The organism is Pedobacter sp. Leaf194 (assembly GCF_001423945.1).
Lineage (GTDB): Bacteria > Bacteroidota > Bacteroidia > Sphingobacteriales > Sphingobacteriaceae > Pedobacter.
Window position 1 is genome coordinate 762,730 of sequence record NZ_LMPU01000001.1, and the last position, 20,455, is coordinate 783,184.

Consider the following 20,455-nt stretch of genomic DNA (forward strand, 5'->3'; position numbering starts at 1 on the left):
TATAGACTGATGAAACGAAGCATTAATAAAGTTGCTGTTTTAGGTTCGGGAATTATGGGGTCGCGTATTGCATGCCACTTCGCCAATATTGGTGTAGAGGTTTTGCTTTTAGATATTGCGCCAAAAGAACTGACACCCGAAGAGCAGGCAAAAGGATTAACTTTAGATAAACCAGCGGTAAAAAACCGGATTGTAGATATGGCCTTACAAACGGCCGTAAAAACAAATCCATCTCCCGTTTATTCCAAAAAAGTATTAAACAAGATTAAAACGGGAAACTTTGATGATGATATGTCGAAGATTGCTGGTTTTGACTGGGTAATTGAGGTGGTTGTAGAAAACCTTGACATCAAGGAAAAAGTTTTCGAACAAGTTGAGCAATTTCGCAAACCCGGAACTTTAATTACTTCAAATACCTCTGGTATCCCGATTCATTTGATGGCCGAGGGAAGAAGTGAAGATTTTAAGGCTCATTTCTGTGGAACCCATTTTTTCAATCCTCCACGGTATTTAAAATTACTGGAAATTATTCCAACGCCTTATACCAAGCCTGAAATTGTTGATTTTCTGATGCATTATGGTGATAAATTTTTAGGTAAAACGACCGTTTTATGCAAAGATACGCCTGCTTTTATTGCAAATCGCGTTGGGGTATATTCCATTATGGCTCTGTTGCATTTAGTAGAAAAGCTCGATTTAACCGTAGAAGAGGTAGATAAATTTACTGGTCCGGCTTTGGGCAGACCAAAATCGGCTACTTTTCGCACGTCGGATGTGGTTGGTTTAGATACCATGATTAAAGTGGCTAAAGGACTTTATGACAATTGCCCCGATGATAAAGCGCACGAACTATTCAAGCTCCCTGAATATGTTAAAGAAATGGAGGAGCAAAAATGGCTCGGAGATAAAACTAAACAAGGTTTTTATAAGAAGACAAAAACTGCAGAAGGCAAAACAGAAATTCTGGCGCTAGATTTAAAAACGCTTGAATACAAACCTCAGCAAAAGGTTAAGTCGGCCACGCTGGAAATGACTAAGCCGGTAGAAAACCTTCGTGAGCGTATGAAGATTTTTGCTAAAGGAAAAGATAAAGCGGGCGAATTATTCCGTCACTCTTCTTTTGGCTTGTTTGAATATATATCAGACAGGATTCCGGAAATTTCGGACGAATTGTACCGCATAGACGATGCAATGCGTGCTGGTTTCGGTTGGGAACTTGGGCCTTTTGAGCTTTGGGATGCCGTTGGTGTTAAAGAAGCAATTGAGGCCATGGAACAATATGGCAACAAAGCTGCGGCTTGGGTGCATGAAATGCTGGATGCCGGAAATACTTCCTTTTATAAAGTTGAGGCGGGCATTAAAAAGTACTATGATATTCCATCTAAATCTTACAAGGCTTTGCCAGGTACGGATGAGTTTATCATTTTGGATAACATCCGCGAAAATAAAACCCTTTGGAAAAACTCCGGAGTTTCGATCATCGACTTGGGAGACGGAATTCTGAATGTTGAATTCCACACCAAAATGAATACGATTGGTGGTGATGTAATTTCTGGAATTAACAAAGCCATTGATATGGCCGAAAAAGATTACCGTGGTTTGGTAATTGGTAATGATGGCGCAAACTTTTCTGCCGGCGCAAACGTGGGGATGATTTTTATGATGGCAGTAGAGCAGGAGTGGGATGAATTGAACATGGCCATAAGAATGTTCCAAAATACTTCAATGCGAATTCGTTATTCGTCGATTCCGGTAGTTGTTGCACCGCACAACCTAACATTAGGCGGCGGTTGCGAATTTAGCTTGCATGCAGATCATGTTCAGCTTTCTGCAGAAACTTATATGGGTTTGGTTGAATTTGGTGTTGGTGTTATTCCGGGTGGCGGCGGAACAAAGGAGTTTGCGCTTAGGGCATCTGATGAATATAAGGATGACCAGATTGTGCAGAATGCATTAAAAGATCGCTTTTTAACCATTGGAATGGCGAAAGTTTCTACTTCCGGTTACGAGGCTTATGAGTTAGGTTATTTGCAAAAAGATAAGTTTTCGATTTCGATGAACCGCAATCGTTTACTGGCTGATGCTAAAGCAAAAGCGATTGAGCTGGCGGATGCAGGGTATACGAAACCAGTTCAGCGCACAGATATTAAAGTGCTGGGCAAACAAGGGTTGGGAATAGTGTATGCCGGAGCTAATAGCATGTATGCAGGTCATTTTATTTCTGAGCACGACAAAAAAATCTCTGAAAAACTTGGTTATGTAATGTGCGGTGGCGATTTATCATCGCCAACAGAAGTTAGTGAACAATACTTGCTGGATTTGGAAAGAGAAGCTTTTCTATCTCTTGCGGGAGAACGAAAATCATTAGAGCGAATTCAGTCGATTATAACCAAAGGAAAGCCGTTGAGGAATTAAGGTTAGTATCAAAATATGAGTATCAGAAATTGAATGCTTGAAAACCTTGAGGGGGCAGAAGGAGGTCTTTTGGAAACCGAGCCTATTTTGCTAAACCCGATAGAAGTGAAGATACTTTTTGCTGCAGATCTTGGACGAGCTCAAACTGACAATCATAAAAAGATTGAAACGAATAGCGGGACTGGTTAAACCGATGAAATGCAGGTATTGCTTTTCTAAATATTGATAGAATAAAACATTGGGCGATTTTCATGCTTAAGCTTGGTCTTGACATTTGACAATCGCAAACGAATACTAATAAGCTACTAGATACTAAATAAAATGGAAGCATATATTATAGCCGGATATCGCACAGCAGTGGGTAAAGCACCCCGAGGCGTATTCCGTTTTACGAGAGCCGATGACCTGGCTGCAGAAGTGATTAGAGCTTTGGTGGCATCGGTTCCGAATTTAGATAAAGAACAAATAGATGATGTAATTGTGGGGAATGCCACACCAGAGGCCGAACAGGGATTAAATATTGCCCGCATGGTTTCGCTGATGGGTTTGGATACTGATAAGGTTCCGGGTGTTACGGTAAATCGTTATTGTGCATCAGGTTTGGATACTATTGCCACGGCGGTTGCAAAAATTAAAGCCGGAATGGCCGATTGTATCATCGCTGGCGGCGTAGAGGTGATGAGCGGGATGCCGTTTGGCGGATGGAAGCTTGTACCAAATGCAGAGGTTGCCAAAAATAACCCTGATTGGTATTGGGGAATGGGTTTAACGGCCGAAGCAGTAGCAAAAGAATACAATGTAAGTCGAGAAGACCAGGATGCGTTTTCGTTAAAATCGCATGAAAAGGCGATTAATGCCATTAAAAACGGTCATTTGAAAGATGGTGTTTTGCCAATCACGGTAAACGAAAACTACCTTGATGAAAACATGAAAAAGAAGACCCGTTCTTATGTAGTTGATACAGATGAGGGGCCACGTGCAGATACGACATTAGAAAAACTAGCAAAATTAAAGCCTGTTTTTGATGCGGTTGGTAGCGTAACGGCGGGTAATTCATCGCAAACGTCAGACGGTGCAGCATTTGTTTTAGTGGTTTCTGAAAAGAAAATGAAAGAACTGAATGTTGAGCCAATTGCAAGGCTGGTGAGTTACGGAATTGCGGGTGTGCCACCGAGAATTATGGGTATTGGCCCAATTGAAGCTATTCCGAAAGCACTAAAGCAAGCCGGTTTGAAACAGGATGATATTGATTTAATTGAATTAAACGAGGCCTTTGCATCACAATCTTTAGCCATTATTAGAACATTGGATTTAAATCCGGATGTTATTAACGTAAACGGCGGTGCAATTGCATTGGGTCATCCGCTGGGTTGTACCGGAGCAAAACTTTCTGTGCAAATGATGAATGAGCTTAAAAGACAGAACAAAAAATACGGTATGGTAACCATGTGTGTAGGTACGGGGCAGGGAGCAGCCGGGATTTTTGAATTGTTTTAATTTAGTATCAAGATATGAGTATAAAGTATCAAGATGAATAGCGATAGGTAAAAAAAATCCTTCAAAAAATCATCCCAAATATTTTATTCAAATCTAAATACTAAAACAAGTGCACAATTTTAAAGATTTAAAAGTCTGGCAAAAGTCGATTGAACTAGCGGTTGAAGTTTATAAAGCAGCTTCATTTTTACCAAATGATGAAAAATATGGTTTGATTTCTCAAATGAAAAGATGTTGTGTTTCAATTCCTTCGAATATTGCAGAGGGTTCGGGTAGAGGAAGTAATGCTCAATTTAAACACTTTCTTACAATTAGCCAAGGTTCAGCTTTTGAGTTGGAAACACAATTAATTATTTCAAGTAGGCTTGAACTTTTAGATGACAGCCTTGCTGCTAATCTGATAGAAAAAACAACTGAGATTCAAAAAATGGTTTACTCTTTAGGTAAAAGCATTAACACCTAAAAAATATTAAAACTTAGAGATATCTAGTTTTCGAGCCCTGTCTTGATACTTGATACTCGCTACTAGATACTATAAAAATGGAAACAACTGAAAAAAAGACAATTAAAGGCGGCGAATTCTTAGTTAAAGAAACCGTTTACCAGGATGTATTCATCCCTGAGGAGTTTGATGAAGAGCAACAAATGATTGCACAAACTTGTCGCGATTTTCTGGAAGCCGAGGTTTATCCAAATTTAGATAAAATTGATAAACAAGAAGACCCGGAGTTAATGCCAACGCTTTTAACCAAAGCGGGCGAACTGGGAATTCTTGGCGTGTCTGTGCCGGAAGAATATGGTGGCTTTGGTAAAAACTTTAATACTTCGATGCTGGTTGCCGATGTTGTTGGCGCCGGACACTCTTTTGCGGTGGCGCTTTCGGCGCATACAGGAATCGGCACTTTGCCAATTCTTTATTATGGTAATGAGGAACAGAAAGCCAAATATATTCCAAAATTAGGTTCTGGAGAGTGGAAAGCGGCTTATTGCTTAACTGAACCAAATTCGGGTTCGGATGCTAACTCCGGAAAAACCAAAGCGAAGCTAAGTGAAGATGGTAAACATTACATCATCAACGGACAAAAAATGTGGATTACCAACGGTGGGTTTGCCGATATTTTTATTGTTTTCGCAAAAATTGACGATGATAAGAACTTAACTGCGTTTATTGTTGAGAAGGATTTCGGTGGCATCACTATGAATCCTGAAGAGCACAAAATGGGTATAAAAGGTTCATCTACCCGCCAGGTTTTCTTCAACGATTGCCCTGTTCCGGTTGAGAACATGTTGAGCGATAGAGAGAATGGATTCAAAATCGCGGTAAATATTTTAAATATTGGTCGTATTAAATTGTCGGCTGCTGCAGTTGGCGCATCAAAAGCAACGCTAAGTACAGCAATTAATTACTCGAACGAGCGTAGTCAGTTCGGTCGCCCGATTTCGAAATATGGCGCAATACGTTTCAAAATCGCAGAAATTGCATCAAAACTTTATGCTGTTGATGCGGCAAATTACCGTGCCGGACAAAACATTGATGATACCTACGACCAGCTGGTTGCCGGCGGAATGGAATCTGGAAAGGCAAGACTAAAATCTGTTGAGCAATTTGCTGTTGAATGTGCTATTTTAAAAGTCTGGGGTTCTGAGGCTTTAGATTATACTGTTGATGAAGGGGTGCAGATTTATGGTGGAATGGGTTTTAGTGCCGATGCGCCAATGGATAGGGCTTATCGCGATGCCCGTATCAACAGAATTTTTGAAGGAACAAATGAAATTAACCGGTTGTTAACCGTTGATATGATGTTGAAGCGAGCAATGAAAGGTGAGCTCGATTTAATGACACCTGCCACGGCTGTTGCTGCCGAATTAATGAGTATCCCTGATTTCGGTGAAGAAGACGATACACTATTTGCAGCGGAAAAAAAGGTTTTAGCTAATTTAAAGAAAGCTACATTAATGGTTGCTGGTGCCGCAGTGCAGAAACTGATGATGACCTTGAGCAAAGAGCAGGAAATTTTAATGAATATTGCGGATATGGCTGGTTATGTTTATGTGTTCGAGTCTGCATTGTTAAGAACTGAAAAATTAGTGGCTACAAAGGGTGAGGCTGCAACATCAGGCCAACTGGATTTATTAAGAATTTACATGGTTGAAGCTGTTGACGGTATCGCAAAAGCAGGTAAAGAAGCACTTTGGGCCTTCGCCGAAGGTGATGAGCAACGGATGATGTTGGTTGGTTTGCGAAGATTTACCAAAGTTGAACCATTTAATGTTAAAGATGCCCGCCAAAGGGTTGCGAAGCAACTTATTGAGGCGAACAAGTATATTTTCTAAGTTATTGTTTATGTTGTAAGTTAAGGTTTGGATGTTGATGATTCGACGGCGGTATATTAAATTTTACCGGTTGATAATTTTAACTCGCAATCCCTAACTTACAACTATTAACGTGAATGTTAAATTTGGTTAAAAATTGTAGCATCCGTATTAAAAGCTTATTTTTGCGGACTATGATTAAGATTAAGCACTTTTTATTGTTGGTTAGCATCGTTGCGTGCTTTGCTGCATGTAAAAAACTTGAAACAAATGATGGCAATTATGATGCAGTTGCGCAATTTAAGGCAGACACAACCACAATCAGAGCTTTTGTTAAAGCGAATAATATCCCCGTTCTTAAAAATGAACAGTATGGGGTTTTCTATCAAATTATTGCACCTGGAAGTGGCAACTTAGTATACAATGCTTCAACAGGTATCAATGTAGATTACGAGGGCCGGCTTTTATCAGGGACTGTTTTTGATTCTTCAAACGGCACTCCCCTATCACTTACTTTAGGGAATTTACTTCCCGGGTGGCAAATTGGAATTCCATACATTCAAAAAGGAGGTAAAATCAGGTTACTGATACCATCTTATTATGCTTATGGTAACGTTACAAAACCTGGCCCTCAAGCGGTAGTGCCTGCAAATTCGCCTCTCGATTTTACCATCACACTTTACAATGCTACCAATTAATGACTAACACATTAAAATTTATTTTCTGCAGTTTATTTTTACTTTCAGTTGGATTTGCTTCTTGCAAAAAGGAAGAAAACAGTGATAAACAGATTACTGATTTTATTCAAAAGAATAATATTAGTGCCGTTAAACATTCCTCAGGACTATATTATCAAATTATTAAACCAGGTTCAGGTTCTTTTGGCTATCCGGCAAATACTCAAATCACAATAAAATACGAAGGTAGATTGTTAGATGGAACTGTAATTGATAACGGTGGTGGAAAAGAGAATACTTTTGCTTTAAATCAACTAATAGAAGGTTGGAAAATTGGTATCCCGCTTATTCAAAAAGGTGGCGAAATCAGGTTAATTATTCCGCCTAATTTGGCTTACGGCATTCAGGCAACCGGACCTGTACCTGCAAACTCTGTTTTAGATTTTACGATACAATTAATAAACGTACAATAATTAATGAAGAACTTTACAAAACTTAGCCTGTTAACCGTTTTATTGGCTGCCCTGATGTTTGCTTCCTGTAAAAAGGAGTATGATTCCAGCCAAACGATAGATGACGGCAAGATCGCGAGCTACATTCAAAAAAATAATTTGAGCAGCGTTATGGTGCAGGACCCGGAGAAAACTGGCTTTTACTATCAGGTTTTAACTGCCGGAACCGGCGATACGTTCAAAAATACAGATTCGGTTTTGTATAACATTAACATCAAATCTTTGGAAGATGGTACTGGCTATCTGCAAACTCCTGTTACGGGAAATTTGGCAAACTATGTTGGATATTCAAACTCATTTTACTGGCCAGATTTGTCAAAAACGAAGTATGATATTCCTGCGATTAGAGCTGCTATTTCTGCATTAAAGCCAGGTGGCACGGCCAGAATTTTGTTGCCATCTTATCTGGCATTTGGAAAAAACGGTGCTGGAAATGTTCCGTCCAATACGGTACTGGATGTTACAGTTACTACATATCCATTTAAAAAGCAAGCGCTTTTGGATGACGATAGAATCACAAAATTTTTAGCTGCCAAAGGGTTAACGAGCTCTGCTATTAAAGATCAATCAGGTATTTATTATATTGTTAATACCTTAGGTACAGGCACTGCATTTGCAGATAAGGAGACAAGTAGTGCTGTAATTAATTATACAGGTCGGATACTAAATGGAACCGTATTTCAATCACTTTCTGACGGCTCTTTCTCAACAGGATTTGCAACAGCAAGCCAATTAATTGACGGTTGGAAAGTAATTATTCCAAAGTTCCCAGCAGGTACAAAATTAAGGATGATTATTCCTTCAAGATTGGCCTATGCGCAACGTGGATTAGATGCAATCATAGTACCAAATAGTGATTTGGATTTCGATATCCAAATTGTAAGCGTTACAAACTAAGACAGCGCTTCCTTAAAAACTTTAAGCACTCTTTCTCGTGCGAATGTATGCTCAACTATTGGTTGGGCATATTTTTTTGTGCCAAATTCTGGCACCCATTTTTTAATGTAGGCAAATTTCGGGTCAAATCTTTTAGTTTGCAACTCAGGGTTAAAAACCCTAAAATACGGTGCCGCGTCATTGCCTGACCCTGCAGCCCATTGCCATCCACCCACATTACTTGCCATTTCGTAGTCCAGTAACTTTGCAGCAAAATAGGTTTCACCCCAACGCCAATCTATTAAAAGGTGTTTAGATAAGAAACTTGCGACAACCATTCTTACCCGATTGTGCATCCAGCCAGTTTCATTTAACTGGCGCATACCGGCATCAACCAAAGGGTAACCTGTTTCGCCTTTACACCAGGCTTTAAACTCCTCTTCATTGTTGCGCCACTTAATTTTGTCGTACTGTTTTTTGAATGAATCAAAAGCAGCGTAAGGAAAGTGCCAGAGTATCGTCATGTAGAATTCACGCCAGGCTAACTCCGATAACCAAACGTTCGATTTAGCATCAATGGCGTCTTGCACAGCTTTCCTGATGCTCAATGTTCCAAATCGTAAATGTAAGCCAATATGTGTTGTACCGTCTAAAGCAGGATAATCGCGTTCTTTTGCATACTCGGCCAGCTTGGTTTTATAGGTTATTTTTGGGAAATCGAGCTTGCTTTTTTCAAAACCCATTTCTTTCAGCGTTGGAAAGGAGATCTTCTTAGTTCGAAATAGGTTTTTAATGTATTTTTTGGTTGGATAAGGCTTAGTGTAAAAATCATTTAGCTTTGCTTGCCACTGTCTATAAAAGGGGGTAAAAACAGTGTAAGGCGTTTTATCCGATTTTAAGATTTCACCTTTCTCAAAGATAACCTGGTCTTTAAAAGTTTTAAATACAATGTTTTCACTGTTTAAAAATTCGAACATATTATCGTCACGCTCGCGGGCATATGGTTCGTAATCATGATTTGTGTAAACTTCTTTAACCTCGTAATCTTTTAAAACCTCTTGCCAAACTTCTTCAGGTTTGCCATATTTAATTAAGACATCGGAACCCTTGGCTTGAAGGTCCTGTTTAATAGAAGCGAGTGTTTCATAAATAAAGGTTACTCTCGCATCGTCTTCCGAAAGCTTATCCAAAATATTTTTGTCGAAAATAAATAATGGAAGAACAGGATGTTTGCCTTTTAAGGCGTGATAGAATGCGGCATTATCTTCCAAACGTAAATCCCGGCGAAACCAGAAAATACTTATACCTAAATCTTCTGATGAGGACGTTGAATTGTTGTCGCTTGCGTGATTTTGCATATATTTTATCTTGCCTTTTCAGGTTTGCCTTTAAGACTTTCGATCAGTATTGGGACTGTAAATATCTTTTAATGCCTCTTCAAGGTTTGTAAATGTAAATTTAAAACCAGCATCTAAAAGCTTTTGTGCAGAAGTATTATTGCTCATTAAAACGGCCTCAACTCTTTCTCCAAGTAATAATTCGATGGCCGCTTTAGGCACTTTCATTGGCCAGAAAGGACGATGCAGTTGCTTTGCAATCGCTTTTGTTAAAGTTTTATTGGTTACCGGGAAAGGTGCGCAGGCATTGTAGCTACCCTCCATTTGTATATTTTCGACAGCTTCGACATACATATTTACCATGTCGGTAAGGTGCAGCCAGGGCGTCCATTGTTTGCCCGTGCCAATAGCCGAGCCGGCAAACAAGCGAACAGGCAAATCCAGCTGCGGCAAGGCGCCGCCATCTTTGCTTAAAACGATTCCGGTACGGAGCTTTACGATCCTTAAGCTTAGTTTCTTCCCTTCATCCACGGCTTGTTCCCAAAGCTTACAGCATTCAGCTAAAAAACCGAAACCATTCGGACTATCTTCTGTCAAAATTTCATCGCCACAATCACCATAAAACCCTACTGCTGAGGCCGAAACAAACGACTTTATTTTGTGGTTTTCAGACTTTTTGATGGCTTCAAAAAGTAATACAGCAGATTTTACGCGACTATCGATAATTTGTTTTTTGCGTTCGGCGGTCCATTTCTTATCAGCTACAGGCTCACCAGCCAAATGAATGATTGCATCAACGCCATTTAACGCGGCAACATCTATTTTTTGATTATACACATCCCAACCAAATGCGTTTTTACCTTCAGGTTTTCGGGATAGGGTATTAACCTCATATCCAATGCCTAGCAGTCTTTTCTTAAGTGCTGAACCCACTAAACCCGTTGCTCCTGTAATAAGAATTTTTTTAGCCATCTTTTGGAAACAACAAAGATACGAAAGGGTTTTTTTAAAGTTAAAGGTTAAAGGTTAGGTTGAGACTTTCCCAACCCTTAACCTCGGTTTTGAGTATCAATTATAATCCTGTAATTATTTTACTTTTTGGTGCTTTCACAGAATAGCTCAGTTTCAAAGTTTTAGTCTCATTTGGTGCAATCTTCAACTTCCACGAAAGCATACCTGTTTCTTTATTTACTTCAGCACCGCTGCTCTCCAACAATTCGATTTCGATATCGCTTTCAGTTGACAACGGATATTGGTCTTTTAAAAACACTTCTATAGCTTCTTTCTTAGTATTTCTTATTTTTATCAAATAGGTGAACAGTTGCTTTTTGTTACTTCCAATAAATTTGGTGCTGCTAAAATCTTCCTGTTTCTCTTTCGTAATAATGATTTTTTTATCTCGTCCCAAACTTAAGCTCATCGTATCTTGTATGCTGGCTGGGTTTATATAAGATTTGCCGGTGTAAGCGCCCTCAAATATTATATTCGCCTCTCCTGCCTGGAGGTTTAACTTTTCCCAATTAATTACATCAGCCAATAAATACGCATCGTTGCTTAATTTTGGCGTGGCAAAATACCTGTAATTTGCAGGTACCTGATATTCCTTAAATGCCACCGTATGTGGTTTGTTATCACTGTTTATATCATAAGGTATGTCGATTTCGAAAGTCACGCCGAGTTGTGTTTCGTTTATCGAGGTGTAATCGTTAACAGTCGAAACCTTTGCTGCGCTCATTGCCTTCCGATTCACTTTTCCATAGCCAACAGCCACAACTTCATTAAGGGCTTGCTCATCATTTAAAACAGGTGAGGCCATTCCTCTGATTTGAATGCCAGATATTTTTCCAGCTAACGCTTGCGGCACAGGATTGAAGGCAGACACAAACCATGGATTTAAGTTTGGTGCGGTAATGTTATAATTTGGGTTTCCTGTTGATAGTGAAAGCTTAACTTTTTTCCAGTCTAAACCTGTGCTTTGTACAATTGCAGCTTTGTAAACAATTGCCAAAGGATTGGAAGTATTAATTGCCTTAACATCATAACTTGCCAGCCAACTTGCACTCGGTGTAACGTAAGAAACATTGTAGTTGGCTTCAGTATTTTCTTTGGTCATTAATTGTAAAACCAATTGCCCTAATTGCTGACTTGGATTATTCCTCAACTCAGCAATTTGTTGCTGCAGTGCGGTTAGTCTGTTATTCTGTTTCTCTTCGCTTAGGTTTAGGGCGGCAATTGCATTTCTGGTTTCTGCGTTTTTAGTTCGATAATATTCGGTGAGTTTAGCCAGTTCAGTAACATTGGTTCCGCTGGCTGTTCCGCCAGATTTTCGGTTCTCATCTAAAAGCTGTAACGTTTGTTCTTCAATCGTTTTCGCATTTTTGGTTTTTGTCAGTTCTGCTGAAACAGTTTTCAAACTGTCGTTTAGTTTTTTAATTTCAGGGTTCGCAGCATCGGTATTAAGGAAATCCCGGTTAAATTGTACTGCCAAAATAGTAACCCCTTGTGATACACCAACCTGAATTGAATTTTCATTAATTCTGCCAGAAATGTTATTTATCACAATTTCTGAAGTTCCTGCTGGTAAATTTACCTTTCCCTTGTGGCTCAGTTGTGCGCCGTTGTTATAAACCGTTACGCTTTCCAAAATGGCTTTTGTTTTAATTTGTTGTTGTGCAAATACGCTCAGCGGAAATAGCAAACTAATCAGCAGTTTTCTCATTATTTTTTCTTATTATGTGTATTGATTTATTTATGAAGAGATGATAACCGAGATCATTTTCCATAATAAGTTTACAAATTGTTGGTCGTTTGTAAATATTATCCCCGTTTTTGTTCCTGAAAAAAAAATAAGATAAATTTGTTAATCGTTCTTAACACCCTTTTTCCATAAAAAAGATGTCAAAAAAAATTCTTGTTTGGTTTAGAAACGACCTTCGTTTGCATGATAATGAAATGCTGGTCGAGGCGATTGCTAAATCGGATTCTATTTTGCCCGTTTACATCATCGATCCGAGATTTTTCGGTCCGACTAAGTACGGCACCTTAAAAACAGGAAGCATCAGGGCGCAGTTTACTTTAGAAAGCATTGCTGCGCTGCGGAATTCATTAAAACAAATTGGCGGCAATCTTTTGGTAGCCGAGGGAAAACCTGAAGAAATTATACCCGTTCTTGTTCAGGAATATGAAATTAATGAGGTTTATCACCATAGGGAAGTAGCGGAAGAAGAAACCCAGATTTCAAGTTCGGTTGAGAACGAGCTTTGGAAGTTACGGGTAAACCTAAAACATTTTATAGGCCACACCCTTTACAACAAAGAGGATTTGCCTTTTCCGATAAAAGATATCCCTGATGCATTTAATCAGTTTAAAAAGAAAATTGAACGTGATGCAATCATCAAGCCCTGCTTTTTAGCTCCAGATAGAATCAACGTTGCTGAAGTTATCGATTGGGGTAATATTCCTTTGCTTGCAGATTTAAATTTGGCACTTCAGGAAAAAGATACCCGTTCCGATTTTGAATTTATCGGTGGCGAAGCTGAAGGAATCAGCACTTTGCAGAAGGTTATTATCGCCATGCAGCAGGCGGCAACAACTAAAAATCTAATATTGGCCTCGAAGCTTTCTGCCTGGTTGGCAATGGGCTGTTTATCTCCGCGTAAGGTGTATTGGGAGATAAAAAAGATGGAAGGCATGCCAAATACCAAGGCGATGTTTAACCACGTTTTATTGGGTTTGCTTTGGAGAGATTACTTCCGTTTTATGTTTAAAAAATACGGCAATACTTTTTTTAAGCCTGATGGCTTTGGTAGTCAGGGTATAACCGATGAAGCCAATACGGACGAGAATTTTAATAGCTGGAAGAACGGACAAACCGGTTTTGCCATTGTGGATGCTGTTATGAACGAGCTTAACCAAACCGGATACATTTCAAATATTGCACGCCAAACGGCAGCTTTATACCTGATAAATAATTTAGAGGTGACCTGGGTTTTAGGTGCCGCGTATTTTGAGGAAAAGCTTATCGATTATAACCCTGCAAGCAATTGGGGAAACTGGGCGAATATTGCGGGCGTTGGTAATGACCAAAAGTCAAAAAGCGTTTTTGATTTAGATAAAAACATTAAAAATCTGGATCCAAAAGGCAGTTATGCTTTAACCTGGGCCTCCTAAAAAACAATGGAATGATTAAGTTTTGACTACTTGCATTAACTTAATATTCGCTCAATCTTACATTCAAAATTCAATCATTTGTAAATAATATTTCCATACTTTAATAAATCTCATTTTAATCGAGTTTTTTAGCATTTATATAAGGTAAAATTCTAATTTTGTAAGGCTTATAGTAAACATTAAATAATGGGTAGTTTATCTTATCTTAGCGGCGAAAACGCCGAATATATAGATTCTTTATATCAGTCGTATCAGCAAGATCCTGAATCAGTTGAGTTTGGTTGGCAGAAATTTTTTGAAGGTTTTGATTTTGGAAGAGGTTCCGAAACGCCTGCAACAAATGCTGAAACTCCTGAGCAATTTTTAAAAGAGGTTAGTGTTTTAAATTTAATAGATGGTTACCGCAGTCGTGGTCATTTGTTTACGCACACTAATCCTGTTCGTGAAAGACGCAAACATTTGCCAACTTTAGATCTTGCAAATTTTGGCTTATCTGATGCAGATTTAGAAACCGTTTTTAATTCTGGCGTTGAGATCGGCATTGGCGCAGCAAAATTGAAAGATATCGTTGCTTTTCTAAATCAAACCTATGCAAGCTCAATTGGAGCTGAATATAAATTTTTGCGTACACCGGAAGTGTTGAACTGGATTCAGCAAAAAATGGAAAGTGCCCGCAATACGCCTAATTTTTCCATCGATGAGAAAAAACGAATACTTAGAAAATTAAATGAAGCGGTGAGCTTTGAGAATTTTTTGGGTACCAAGTTTTTGGGTCAGAAACGTTTTTCTTTAGAAGGCGCAGAGGCTTTAATTCCTGCATTAGATTCGGTAATTGAAAAAGGAGCCGATTTAGGCATTGAAGAATTTGTTATCGGGATGGCCCATCGTGGCCGCTTAAATGTGCTTGCCAACATTATGCAAAAAACCTACAAAGATATTTTTGCAGAATTTGAAGGTAAAAGTTACAACCCGGAAACTCCATTCGGAGGCGATGTAAAATATCACTTAGGTTACTCAACTGATGTAACCACGGTTGCTGGTAAAAGTGTTCACTTAAGCCTTTGCCCAAATCCATCTCACTTAGAAACTGTTGACGGTGTTGTTGAAGGCATGAGCCGTTCCAAAATTGATTTCAAATATGGCGGAGACAATAGTCGTTTAGCACCAATTTTAATTCATGGCGACGCATCGGTTGCTGGGCAGGGCATTGTTTACGAAGTAATTCAAATGGCAGGCCTGGAAGGTTACAAAACCGGAGGAACTATACATTTGGTAATTAACAATCAAATCGGCTTTACCACCAACTATAAAGATGCACGTACAAGCACTTACTGTACAGACATTGCAAAAGTAACGTTGTCGCCGGTTTTCCACGTAAATGGCGATGACCCTGAAGCGTTGGTTTATGCTATTAATTTAGCAATGGAATATCGCCAGAAATATAAAAACGACGTTTTTATTGATATTTTATGTTACCGCCGTTTCGGGCACAACGAATCTGATGAACCAAAATTCACACAGCCTTTGTTGTACAAAACGATTGAAAAACACCCTAATCCAAGGGAAATTTATATAGACCAATTAACGAAAGAAGGTAAGTTAGAGGCTGGCCTGGCAAAAGAACTGGAAAAAGATTTTCGTGGTATTTTGCAGGAACGCTTAAATGAAGCCAAAGAATATGTTGCGGGTAATGCGGAGGTTAAATTCGGCGGCGCCTGGGCAGATTTGCGTATGGCTACTCCAAAAGATTTCGAAACTTCTCCGGTAACGGCCGTAAAAAAATCTACTTTATTAGAAATTGGTAAACGCATTACCACTTTACCATCAAATAAAAAGTTCTTCAAAAAAATCGAGAAATTGTTTGCTGAACGTACTAAGATGGTTAATGAAACCAACGTTTTCGACTGGGCAATGGGCGAGCAGCTGGCTTATGGTACTTTATTATCAGAAGGCAAACGTGTTCGTTTAAGTGGCCAGGATGTGGAGCGTGGCACCTTTTCTCACCGCCATGCGGTACTAACTTTAGAGGATAGCGAGGAAGAGTATGTGCCTTTAGCCAATATTTCAGACCAGCAGGCAACATTTGATATCTACAATTCGCATTTATCAGAATACGGTGTTTTAGGTTTTGAATATGGTTATGCAATGGCAAACCCTAATGCTTTAACCATTTGGGAAGCTCAGTTTGGCGATTTCTTCAACGGAGCGCAGATTGTTGTTGACCAGTATATCGCAAGTGCTGAAACAAAATGGCAACGTGAAAATGGCTTGGTAATGTTACTGCCTCATGGCTATGAAGGGCAGGGGCCAGAACATTCTTCGGCCCGTATTGAGCGCTTTATGGAGCTTTGTGCAGATTACAATATGCAGGTTGCAAATTGTACTACACCCGCTAACTTTTTCCACGTTTTACGCCGCCAGTTCAAACGCGATTTCCGTAAGCCGTTAATCGTTTTCACACCAAAAAGTTTATTACGCCACCCAGCCTGTGTTTCAAAACTTGAAGAATTTACCGAAGGTGGATTTAAAGAGGTTATCGACGATGTAAACGTTAAGGTTGGAGATGTGACGCGGATTGTTTTCTGTAGCGGTAAAATTTATTACGAATTGTTGGAGAAACAACAGGCAGATGCGGTGAAACATGTTGCAATTGTGCGTGTTGAACAACTATATCCAACACCTGTTGACCAAATGGAAGCCATAAAAGCAAAATATAAAAATGCTAAAGAGGTTTTCTGGGTGCAGGAAGAGCCAGAAAACATGGGCGCATGGCCATATCTTTTCCGGAAGTTGTATAAAACAGGCTTAAAAGGCATTGATGTAATTTCAAGAAAAGAAAGTAGCAGTACTGCAACTGGTTTTGCTAAACAACATGCTAACCAACAGGCATACATTTTGGCTAAAGCGCTTGAAGTTGCTGTTAAAACCGAAGAAGTAAAAGCGGCGACCAAAAAAGCCACAAAAAAATTGGCAGAAGCCGATTAAAAATAGTATCCGACAAACGAATTCCGATGTTGAAGTCTATGTGACATTGGAATTTGATTATGGAACATTGGCAATAAAACAGAAATTAGAAGCTAGTAAAGACATATATTAAACATTATGAGTTTAGAAATAAAAGTTCCACCAGTTGGTGAGTCGATAACGGAAGTTGTTTTATCACAATGGTTAAAAAAAGACGGCGATGTGGTTGAAATGGATGAAGTTATTGCTGAATTAGAATCAGACAAGGCTACATTCGAATTAACTGCAGAACAGGCAGGAACTTTAAAAACCATAGCTGCTGAAGGTGATACTTTAGCAATTGGTGCAGTTGTTTGTAAAATTGAAGATGGTGGCGCAGCGCCTGCTAAAGCTGAAGCACCGAAAGCAGCGGAACAAGCAGCCGTTGTTGAAGAAAAAACCTCGGCTCCGGTTGCTGAAAAGGCATCTGGAGATAGCTATGCTACAGGAACTCCGTCTCCGGCGGCTGGAAAAATTCTTGCTGAAAAAGGCATAGATGCCGCTGCTGTAAAAGGTACCGGTATTGATGGGCGTATAACTAAAGATGACGCTGTAAAAGCAGATGCTGGAAGCGTTAAGGCAGAAACGCCTAAAGCTGCTCCGGTTGCTGCTAGTGTGCCTGCGGGCCCACGCTCTGAGCGTCGTGAGAAAATGTCTCCATTGCGTAAAACAGTTGCTAAAAGACTTGTTGCTGTTAAAAATGAAACAGCGATGTTAACCACATTCAACGAGGTTAACATGAAGCCGATCATGGATTTGCGTGCGAAGTATAAAGATTCATTTAAAGAAAAGCACGGTGTTGGTTTAGGTTTTATGAGTTTCTTTACAAAGGCTGTTACTGAGGCGTTAAAAGATTTCCCTGCGGTAAACGCTCGTATAGATGGCGAGGAGATTGTTTACAACAATTTTGCTGATGTTTCGATCGCTGTTTCAGCACCAAAAGGTTTGGTTGTTCCTGTAATTCGTAATGCAGAAAGCATGAGTCTGGCTGAAATTGAAAAATCTGTTATGGCACTTGCCTTGAAAGCCCGCGATGGTAAATTAACCATTGAGGAAATGACTGGCGGAACCTTCACAATAACCAATGGAGGTGTTTTTGGCTCAATGATGTCTACACCGATTATCAATGCACCACAATCGGCTATTTTAGGTATGCACAACATTATTGAGCGCCCTGTTGCTGAAAAAGGTGAAGTTGTAATTCGTCCGATGATGTATGTTGCTTTATCATATGATCACAGGATTATTGACGGGCGTGAGTCTGTTGGATTCCTTGTTCGTGTTAAGCAGTTGTTAGAAGACCCGGCAAGATTATTATTAGGCGTGTAAGCGTCATTATCATAAAGTATTTAAGCCTCAGCTAATAGTTGAGGCTTTTTTTTTGAGTTTGCTTTCGTAAATGATATGTAAGCAAAGCGAACCGATGGGAAAATTTGCTCATCAACACTCCAGGATTTCTTCTACCGCTCGAAATGACGATATTCTGTTATATATTTGGGCATGAAATTAACTTTCAATCTTAAATTCCTCTTCATTTTCCTTGCAATATTTATTGTTGAAATATTAATTGCGAAATATTTGCACGATGCTTACATCCGCCCGTTTGGTGGCGATGTATTGGTGGTCGTTTTGATTTATGCCTTTCTCAGGATATTTTTGAAAACAAATTATACAAAGCTAGCCTTAGGCGTTTTGATTTTCTCTTTTCTTATTGAGATTTTGCAAGCGTTCCATTATGTAAATTGGTTGGGTTTGCAAAATAACAGGTTCTGGAGCATTGTATTTGGCACCTATTTCAGTGTGTACGATTTGCTTGCTTATTTTGTGGGTTATTTGCTCTGCCTGTTGCTTAAGAAATAGAATCAGCGGGTTGATATTTTTTCTCAAATAATTGCATGCCTAAGGTTACTAGGCTAATTATACATCCAGCTCCAGCATTGCCTTATAGGCATCTCCTTTCAGCGCTAATAATTTAGCAAAAGCAGGCTCTGTTTTAAATCCCTGATTTTTTAGTGCTATTATTTTTTGCCTGAAATCTTCGCCTTTGTCAATCAGTATTTTGTGTTCAGTAAGCATATGGCGATAAGCATCCTGTTTTTCCACGGGAATGTTTTGACCAAAAATTTCAATTTCAAAACCACCAATAACTAATTTAGCTTTTAGCGCACAAAGATTTTTGACCTCAGAGATCAGAAAGTATTGCTCATCCTGAAAGTGACTACTTAATATTCTTTTGAAATCTTCGCTGTTCTGAACATAACAAACGATGTCTAAATCGCTGGTTTCAATATCTATTTCTATTGGAATGGTACCCACTAAAATTGGTTGAAAGTCGGCCAGTTTCTCTAAAATTCGATTGGAAGTTAAAACCTGAAAAGCATTTCTTTGCTTCTCATTTCCGGATTTTAAGTAAGATATGTCGAGGAAGTTTATCATTTGTAATTGATATTTTGCTGTATCATCTTGTTGCCGAAAAATTTAAAACTGTTCTGTGGTGTTCAACGCCGGTTTATTGCTGTTATTGCCGTTTTAGCTTGCACTACCAAGCCTGGGTTTCGGTGCCTAACAAAAAATGGAGCATAAAAAAGCCCATCTCGATAAAGAAATGGGCAGTGAATATCTTATGTCAATTCAGCCGTAAGTTTTAGTCTTCAACAATTTCACTGTTAATGCTTACCTCATCTTTCACATCTTCCTTAAAATAATTTTTTTGGAAAATGAGGATTAGGATTACACCCACCGAAATTGCCGCATCAGCAAGGTTAAAAACCGGCCTAAAGAACACAAACTCATCACCTCCCCAAATAGGAATCCAACTTGGAAAGTGTCCTTCCGCAATCGGGAAATAGAGCATATCTACTACCCGGCCATGAAACCAGGTTTCGTATCCATAAATCTTTCCATAAAATACAGAATCGATAATGTTACCCAAAGCGCCGGCGAAAATCAAGGCGACATTTAAAACCAGACCGCGGTGGTATTTGTGTTTAATTAGGTAGTGTAAACCATAACCAATACCCGCAACAGCAGCAATTCTAAACAACGATAACGCTAATTTTCCAAACTCACCACCAAACTCCATCCCGAACGCCATCCCATTATTTTCGGTAAAATGGATTATAAACCATTTGCCGATAATGTTAAACTCCTGGCCAAGAAACATGTGGGTTTTAATCCACGTTTTAAGCAGCTGGTCGGCAAGTAAAACTAAAAAGATTACTAATAAAGGTTTTGTATAGCCTTTCATTAATTCTGTTTTAATTTAGCTTCCATGCTCAAAGTAGCGTGTGGAACCGCACGTAAACGTTCTTTCTGAATTAATTTGCCAGTTTCGCGGCAAATGCCATAGGTTTTGTTTTCGATGCGTACCAGCGCATTTTCAAGATTATCAATGAATTTTTTCTGACGGGCAGCCAGTTGGTTAATTTGCTCCTTTTCCATGGTTGCAGAACCATCTTCCAGCGTTTTGTAGGCGCCTGAAGTATCTTCCGTACCATTGGCATTTGGGTTACTTAATGACGACGTTAGTGCATTAAGCTCTTCTTTCGCTATGCGTAATTTATCTTGAATTAATTCTTTAAATTCCTGAAGTTCACTGTCTGAGTAGCGTGTTTTGTTACTATTTTCCATGCTTTTAATTTAGTTTTCTAATATA

Annotated in this window: 17 protein-coding genes; 11 read left to right on the forward strand and 6 right to left on the reverse strand. The window is 39.2% G+C overall.

Features of this window, described 5'->3' with window-relative positions:
- The first annotated feature begins 9 nt into the window (after positions 1 to 9).
- From ASG14_RS03500 to ASG14_RS03530, 7 genes are all read left to right on the forward strand, one after another.
- Entirely contained in the window at positions 10 to 2,415 is a 2,406-nt protein-coding gene (locus tag ASG14_RS03500; RefSeq protein WP_056869650.1) for a 3-hydroxyacyl-CoA dehydrogenase/enoyl-CoA hydratase family protein, read from the forward strand.
- A gap of 321 nt (positions 2,416 to 2,736) precedes the next feature.
- Positions 2,737 to 3,912, forward strand: coding sequence for an acetyl-CoA C-acyltransferase (locus ASG14_RS03505; protein WP_056869651.1), 1,176 nt, complete (start codon positions 2,737 to 2,739; stop codon positions 3,910 to 3,912).
- Positions 3,913 to 4,021: 109 nt separating this feature from the next.
- Positions 4,022 to 4,375, forward strand: coding sequence for a four helix bundle protein (locus ASG14_RS03510; RefSeq protein WP_056869652.1), 354 nt, complete (start codon positions 4,022 to 4,024; stop codon positions 4,373 to 4,375).
- 77 nt (positions 4,376 to 4,452) lie between these two features.
- A complete protein-coding gene (locus ASG14_RS03515; RefSeq protein ID WP_056869653.1) occupies positions 4,453 to 6,246 on the forward strand; it encodes an acyl-CoA dehydrogenase family protein in 1,794 nt (597 codons plus the stop codon).
- A 173-nt stretch (positions 6,247 to 6,419) separates the two neighbouring features.
- Positions 6,420 to 6,923 carry an FKBP-type peptidyl-prolyl cis-trans isomerase gene (locus ASG14_RS03520; RefSeq protein WP_235528502.1) on the forward strand — a complete coding sequence of 168 codons (504 nt, stop codon included), beginning with the start codon at positions 6,420 to 6,422 and terminating at the stop codon, positions 6,921 to 6,923.
- Positions 6,923 to 7,375 carry an FKBP-type peptidyl-prolyl cis-trans isomerase gene (locus tag ASG14_RS03525; protein ID WP_056869655.1) on the forward strand — a complete coding sequence of 151 codons (453 nt, stop codon included), beginning with the start codon at positions 6,923 to 6,925 and terminating at the stop codon, positions 7,373 to 7,375. The genes ASG14_RS03520 and ASG14_RS03525 overlap by 1 nt, the downstream gene beginning before the upstream one ends.
- 3 nt (positions 7,376 to 7,378) lie before the next feature.
- Positions 7,379 to 8,311 carry an FKBP-type peptidyl-prolyl cis-trans isomerase gene (locus tag ASG14_RS03530; RefSeq protein WP_056869656.1) on the forward strand — a complete coding sequence of 311 codons (933 nt, stop codon included), beginning with the start codon at positions 7,379 to 7,381 and terminating at the stop codon, positions 8,309 to 8,311.
- Here ASG14_RS03530 and ASG14_RS03535 read toward each other — a convergent pair.
- The 3 genes from ASG14_RS03535 to ASG14_RS03545 all read right to left on the reverse strand — a co-directional run bounded on the left by ASG14_RS03535 (position 8,308) and on the right by ASG14_RS03545 (position 12,346).
- The gene (locus tag ASG14_RS03535) at positions 8,308 to 9,648 is read right to left on the reverse strand and encodes a deoxyribodipyrimidine photo-lyase (RefSeq protein WP_056869657.1); all 1,341 of its coding nucleotides are present in this window, start codon (positions 9,646 to 9,648) and stop codon (positions 8,308 to 8,310) included. The genes ASG14_RS03530 and ASG14_RS03535 overlap by 4 nt on opposite strands.
- A 30-nt stretch (positions 9,649 to 9,678) precedes the next feature.
- Positions 9,679 to 10,599 carry a TIGR01777 family oxidoreductase gene (locus ASG14_RS03540; RefSeq protein WP_056869658.1) on the reverse strand — a complete coding sequence of 307 codons (921 nt, stop codon included), beginning with the start codon at positions 10,597 to 10,599 and terminating at the stop codon, positions 9,679 to 9,681.
- A 100-nt stretch (positions 10,600 to 10,699) separates the two neighbouring features.
- Positions 10,700 to 12,346: a DUF4139 domain-containing protein gene (locus ASG14_RS03545; protein ID WP_056869659.1), complete on the reverse strand. Its 1,647-nt coding sequence runs from the start codon at positions 12,344 to 12,346 to the stop codon at positions 10,700 to 10,702.
- 176 nt (positions 12,347 to 12,522) lie between these two features.
- On the opposite strand from ASG14_RS03545, the gene ASG14_RS03550 reads away from it, so the two are divergent.
- From ASG14_RS03550 to ASG14_RS03565, 4 genes are all read left to right on the forward strand, one after another.
- Positions 12,523 to 13,797: a DASH family cryptochrome gene (locus ASG14_RS03550; RefSeq protein WP_056869660.1), complete on the forward strand. Its 1,275-nt coding sequence runs from the start codon at positions 12,523 to 12,525 to the stop codon at positions 13,795 to 13,797.
- 186 nt (positions 13,798 to 13,983) lie between these two features.
- Positions 13,984 to 16,782, forward strand: coding sequence for a 2-oxoglutarate dehydrogenase E1 component (locus ASG14_RS03555; protein WP_056869661.1), 2,799 nt, complete (start codon positions 13,984 to 13,986; stop codon positions 16,780 to 16,782).
- A 117-nt stretch (positions 16,783 to 16,899) separates the two neighbouring features.
- Positions 16,900 to 18,129: a 2-oxoglutarate dehydrogenase complex dihydrolipoyllysine-residue succinyltransferase gene (gene odhB, locus ASG14_RS03560; RefSeq protein ID WP_056869662.1), complete on the forward strand. Its 1,230-nt coding sequence runs from the start codon at positions 16,900 to 16,902 to the stop codon at positions 18,127 to 18,129.
- A 171-nt stretch (positions 18,130 to 18,300) separates the two neighbouring features.
- The gene (locus tag ASG14_RS03565; protein ID WP_056869663.1) at positions 18,301 to 18,660 is read left to right on the forward strand and encodes a DUF2809 domain-containing protein; all 360 of its coding nucleotides are present in this window, start codon (positions 18,301 to 18,303) and stop codon (positions 18,658 to 18,660) included.
- A gap of 57 nt (positions 18,661 to 18,717) precedes the next feature.
- Here the strand turns inward: ASG14_RS03565 and ASG14_RS03570 are convergent, their stop codons facing one another.
- The 3 genes from ASG14_RS03570 to ASG14_RS03580 form a co-directional block, all read right to left on the reverse strand.
- A complete protein-coding gene (locus ASG14_RS03570; protein ID WP_056869664.1) occupies positions 18,718 to 19,236 on the reverse strand; it encodes a DUF4269 domain-containing protein in 519 nt (172 codons plus the stop codon).
- A 208-nt stretch (positions 19,237 to 19,444) separates the two neighbouring features.
- Complete coding sequence (locus ASG14_RS03575; protein ID WP_056869665.1) at positions 19,445 to 20,047, reverse strand: lipoprotein signal peptidase; 603 nt, start codon at positions 20,045 to 20,047, stop codon at positions 19,445 to 19,447.
- Positions 20,047 to 20,430 carry a TraR/DksA C4-type zinc finger protein gene (locus ASG14_RS03580; RefSeq protein ID WP_056869666.1) on the reverse strand — a complete coding sequence of 128 codons (384 nt, stop codon included), beginning with the start codon at positions 20,428 to 20,430 and terminating at the stop codon, positions 20,047 to 20,049. Before ASG14_RS03580 ends, ASG14_RS03575 begins: the two co-directional genes overlap by 1 nt.
- Positions 20,431 to 20,455: the final 25 nt, after the last annotated feature.

Bases quoted from the DNA above. Each gene is read 5' to 3' on its own strand.
- ASG14_RS03535 (WP_056869657.1), bottom strand. From the start codon at position 9,648: ATGCAAAATCACGCAAGCGACAACAATTCAACGTCCTCATCAGAAGAT.
- ASG14_RS03570 (WP_056869664.1), bottom strand. From the start codon at position 19,236: ATGATAAACTTCCTCGACATATCTTACTTAAAATCCGGAAATGAGAAG.
- ASG14_RS03530 (WP_056869656.1), top strand. From the start codon at position 7,379: ATGAAGAACTTTACAAAACTTAGCCTGTTAACCGTTTTATTGGCTGCC.
- ASG14_RS03550 (WP_056869660.1), top strand. From the start codon at position 12,523: ATGTCAAAAAAAATTCTTGTTTGGTTTAGAAACGACCTTCGTTTGCAT.
- ASG14_RS03575 (WP_056869665.1), bottom strand. From the start codon at position 20,047: ATGAAAGGCTATACAAAACCTTTATTAGTAATCTTTTTAGTTTTACTT.
- ASG14_RS03520 (WP_235528502.1), top strand. From the start codon at position 6,420: ATGATTAAGATTAAGCACTTTTTATTGTTGGTTAGCATCGTTGCGTGC.
- ASG14_RS03580 (WP_056869666.1), bottom strand. From the start codon at position 20,430: ATGGAAAATAGTAACAAAACACGCTACTCAGACAGTGAACTTCAGGAA.
- ASG14_RS03525 (WP_056869655.1), top strand. From the start codon at position 6,923: ATGACTAACACATTAAAATTTATTTTCTGCAGTTTATTTTTACTTTCA.
- ASG14_RS03555 (WP_056869661.1), top strand. From the start codon at position 13,984: ATGGGTAGTTTATCTTATCTTAGCGGCGAAAACGCCGAATATATAGAT.
- ASG14_RS03505 (WP_056869651.1), top strand. From the start codon at position 2,737: ATGGAAGCATATATTATAGCCGGATATCGCACAGCAGTGGGTAAAGCA.
- ASG14_RS03515 (WP_056869653.1), top strand. From the start codon at position 4,453: ATGGAAACAACTGAAAAAAAGACAATTAAAGGCGGCGAATTCTTAGTT.
- odhB (WP_056869662.1), top strand. From the start codon at position 16,900: ATGAGTTTAGAAATAAAAGTTCCACCAGTTGGTGAGTCGATAACGGAA.
- ASG14_RS03565 (WP_056869663.1), top strand. From the start codon at position 18,301: ATGAAATTAACTTTCAATCTTAAATTCCTCTTCATTTTCCTTGCAATA.
- ASG14_RS03540 (WP_056869658.1), bottom strand. From the start codon at position 10,599: ATGGCTAAAAAAATTCTTATTACAGGAGCAACGGGTTTAGTGGGTTCA.
- ASG14_RS03500 (WP_056869650.1), top strand. From the start codon at position 10: ATGAAACGAAGCATTAATAAAGTTGCTGTTTTAGGTTCGGGAATTATG.
- ASG14_RS03545 (WP_056869659.1), bottom strand. From the start codon at position 12,346: ATGAGAAAACTGCTGATTAGTTTGCTATTTCCGCTGAGCGTATTTGCA.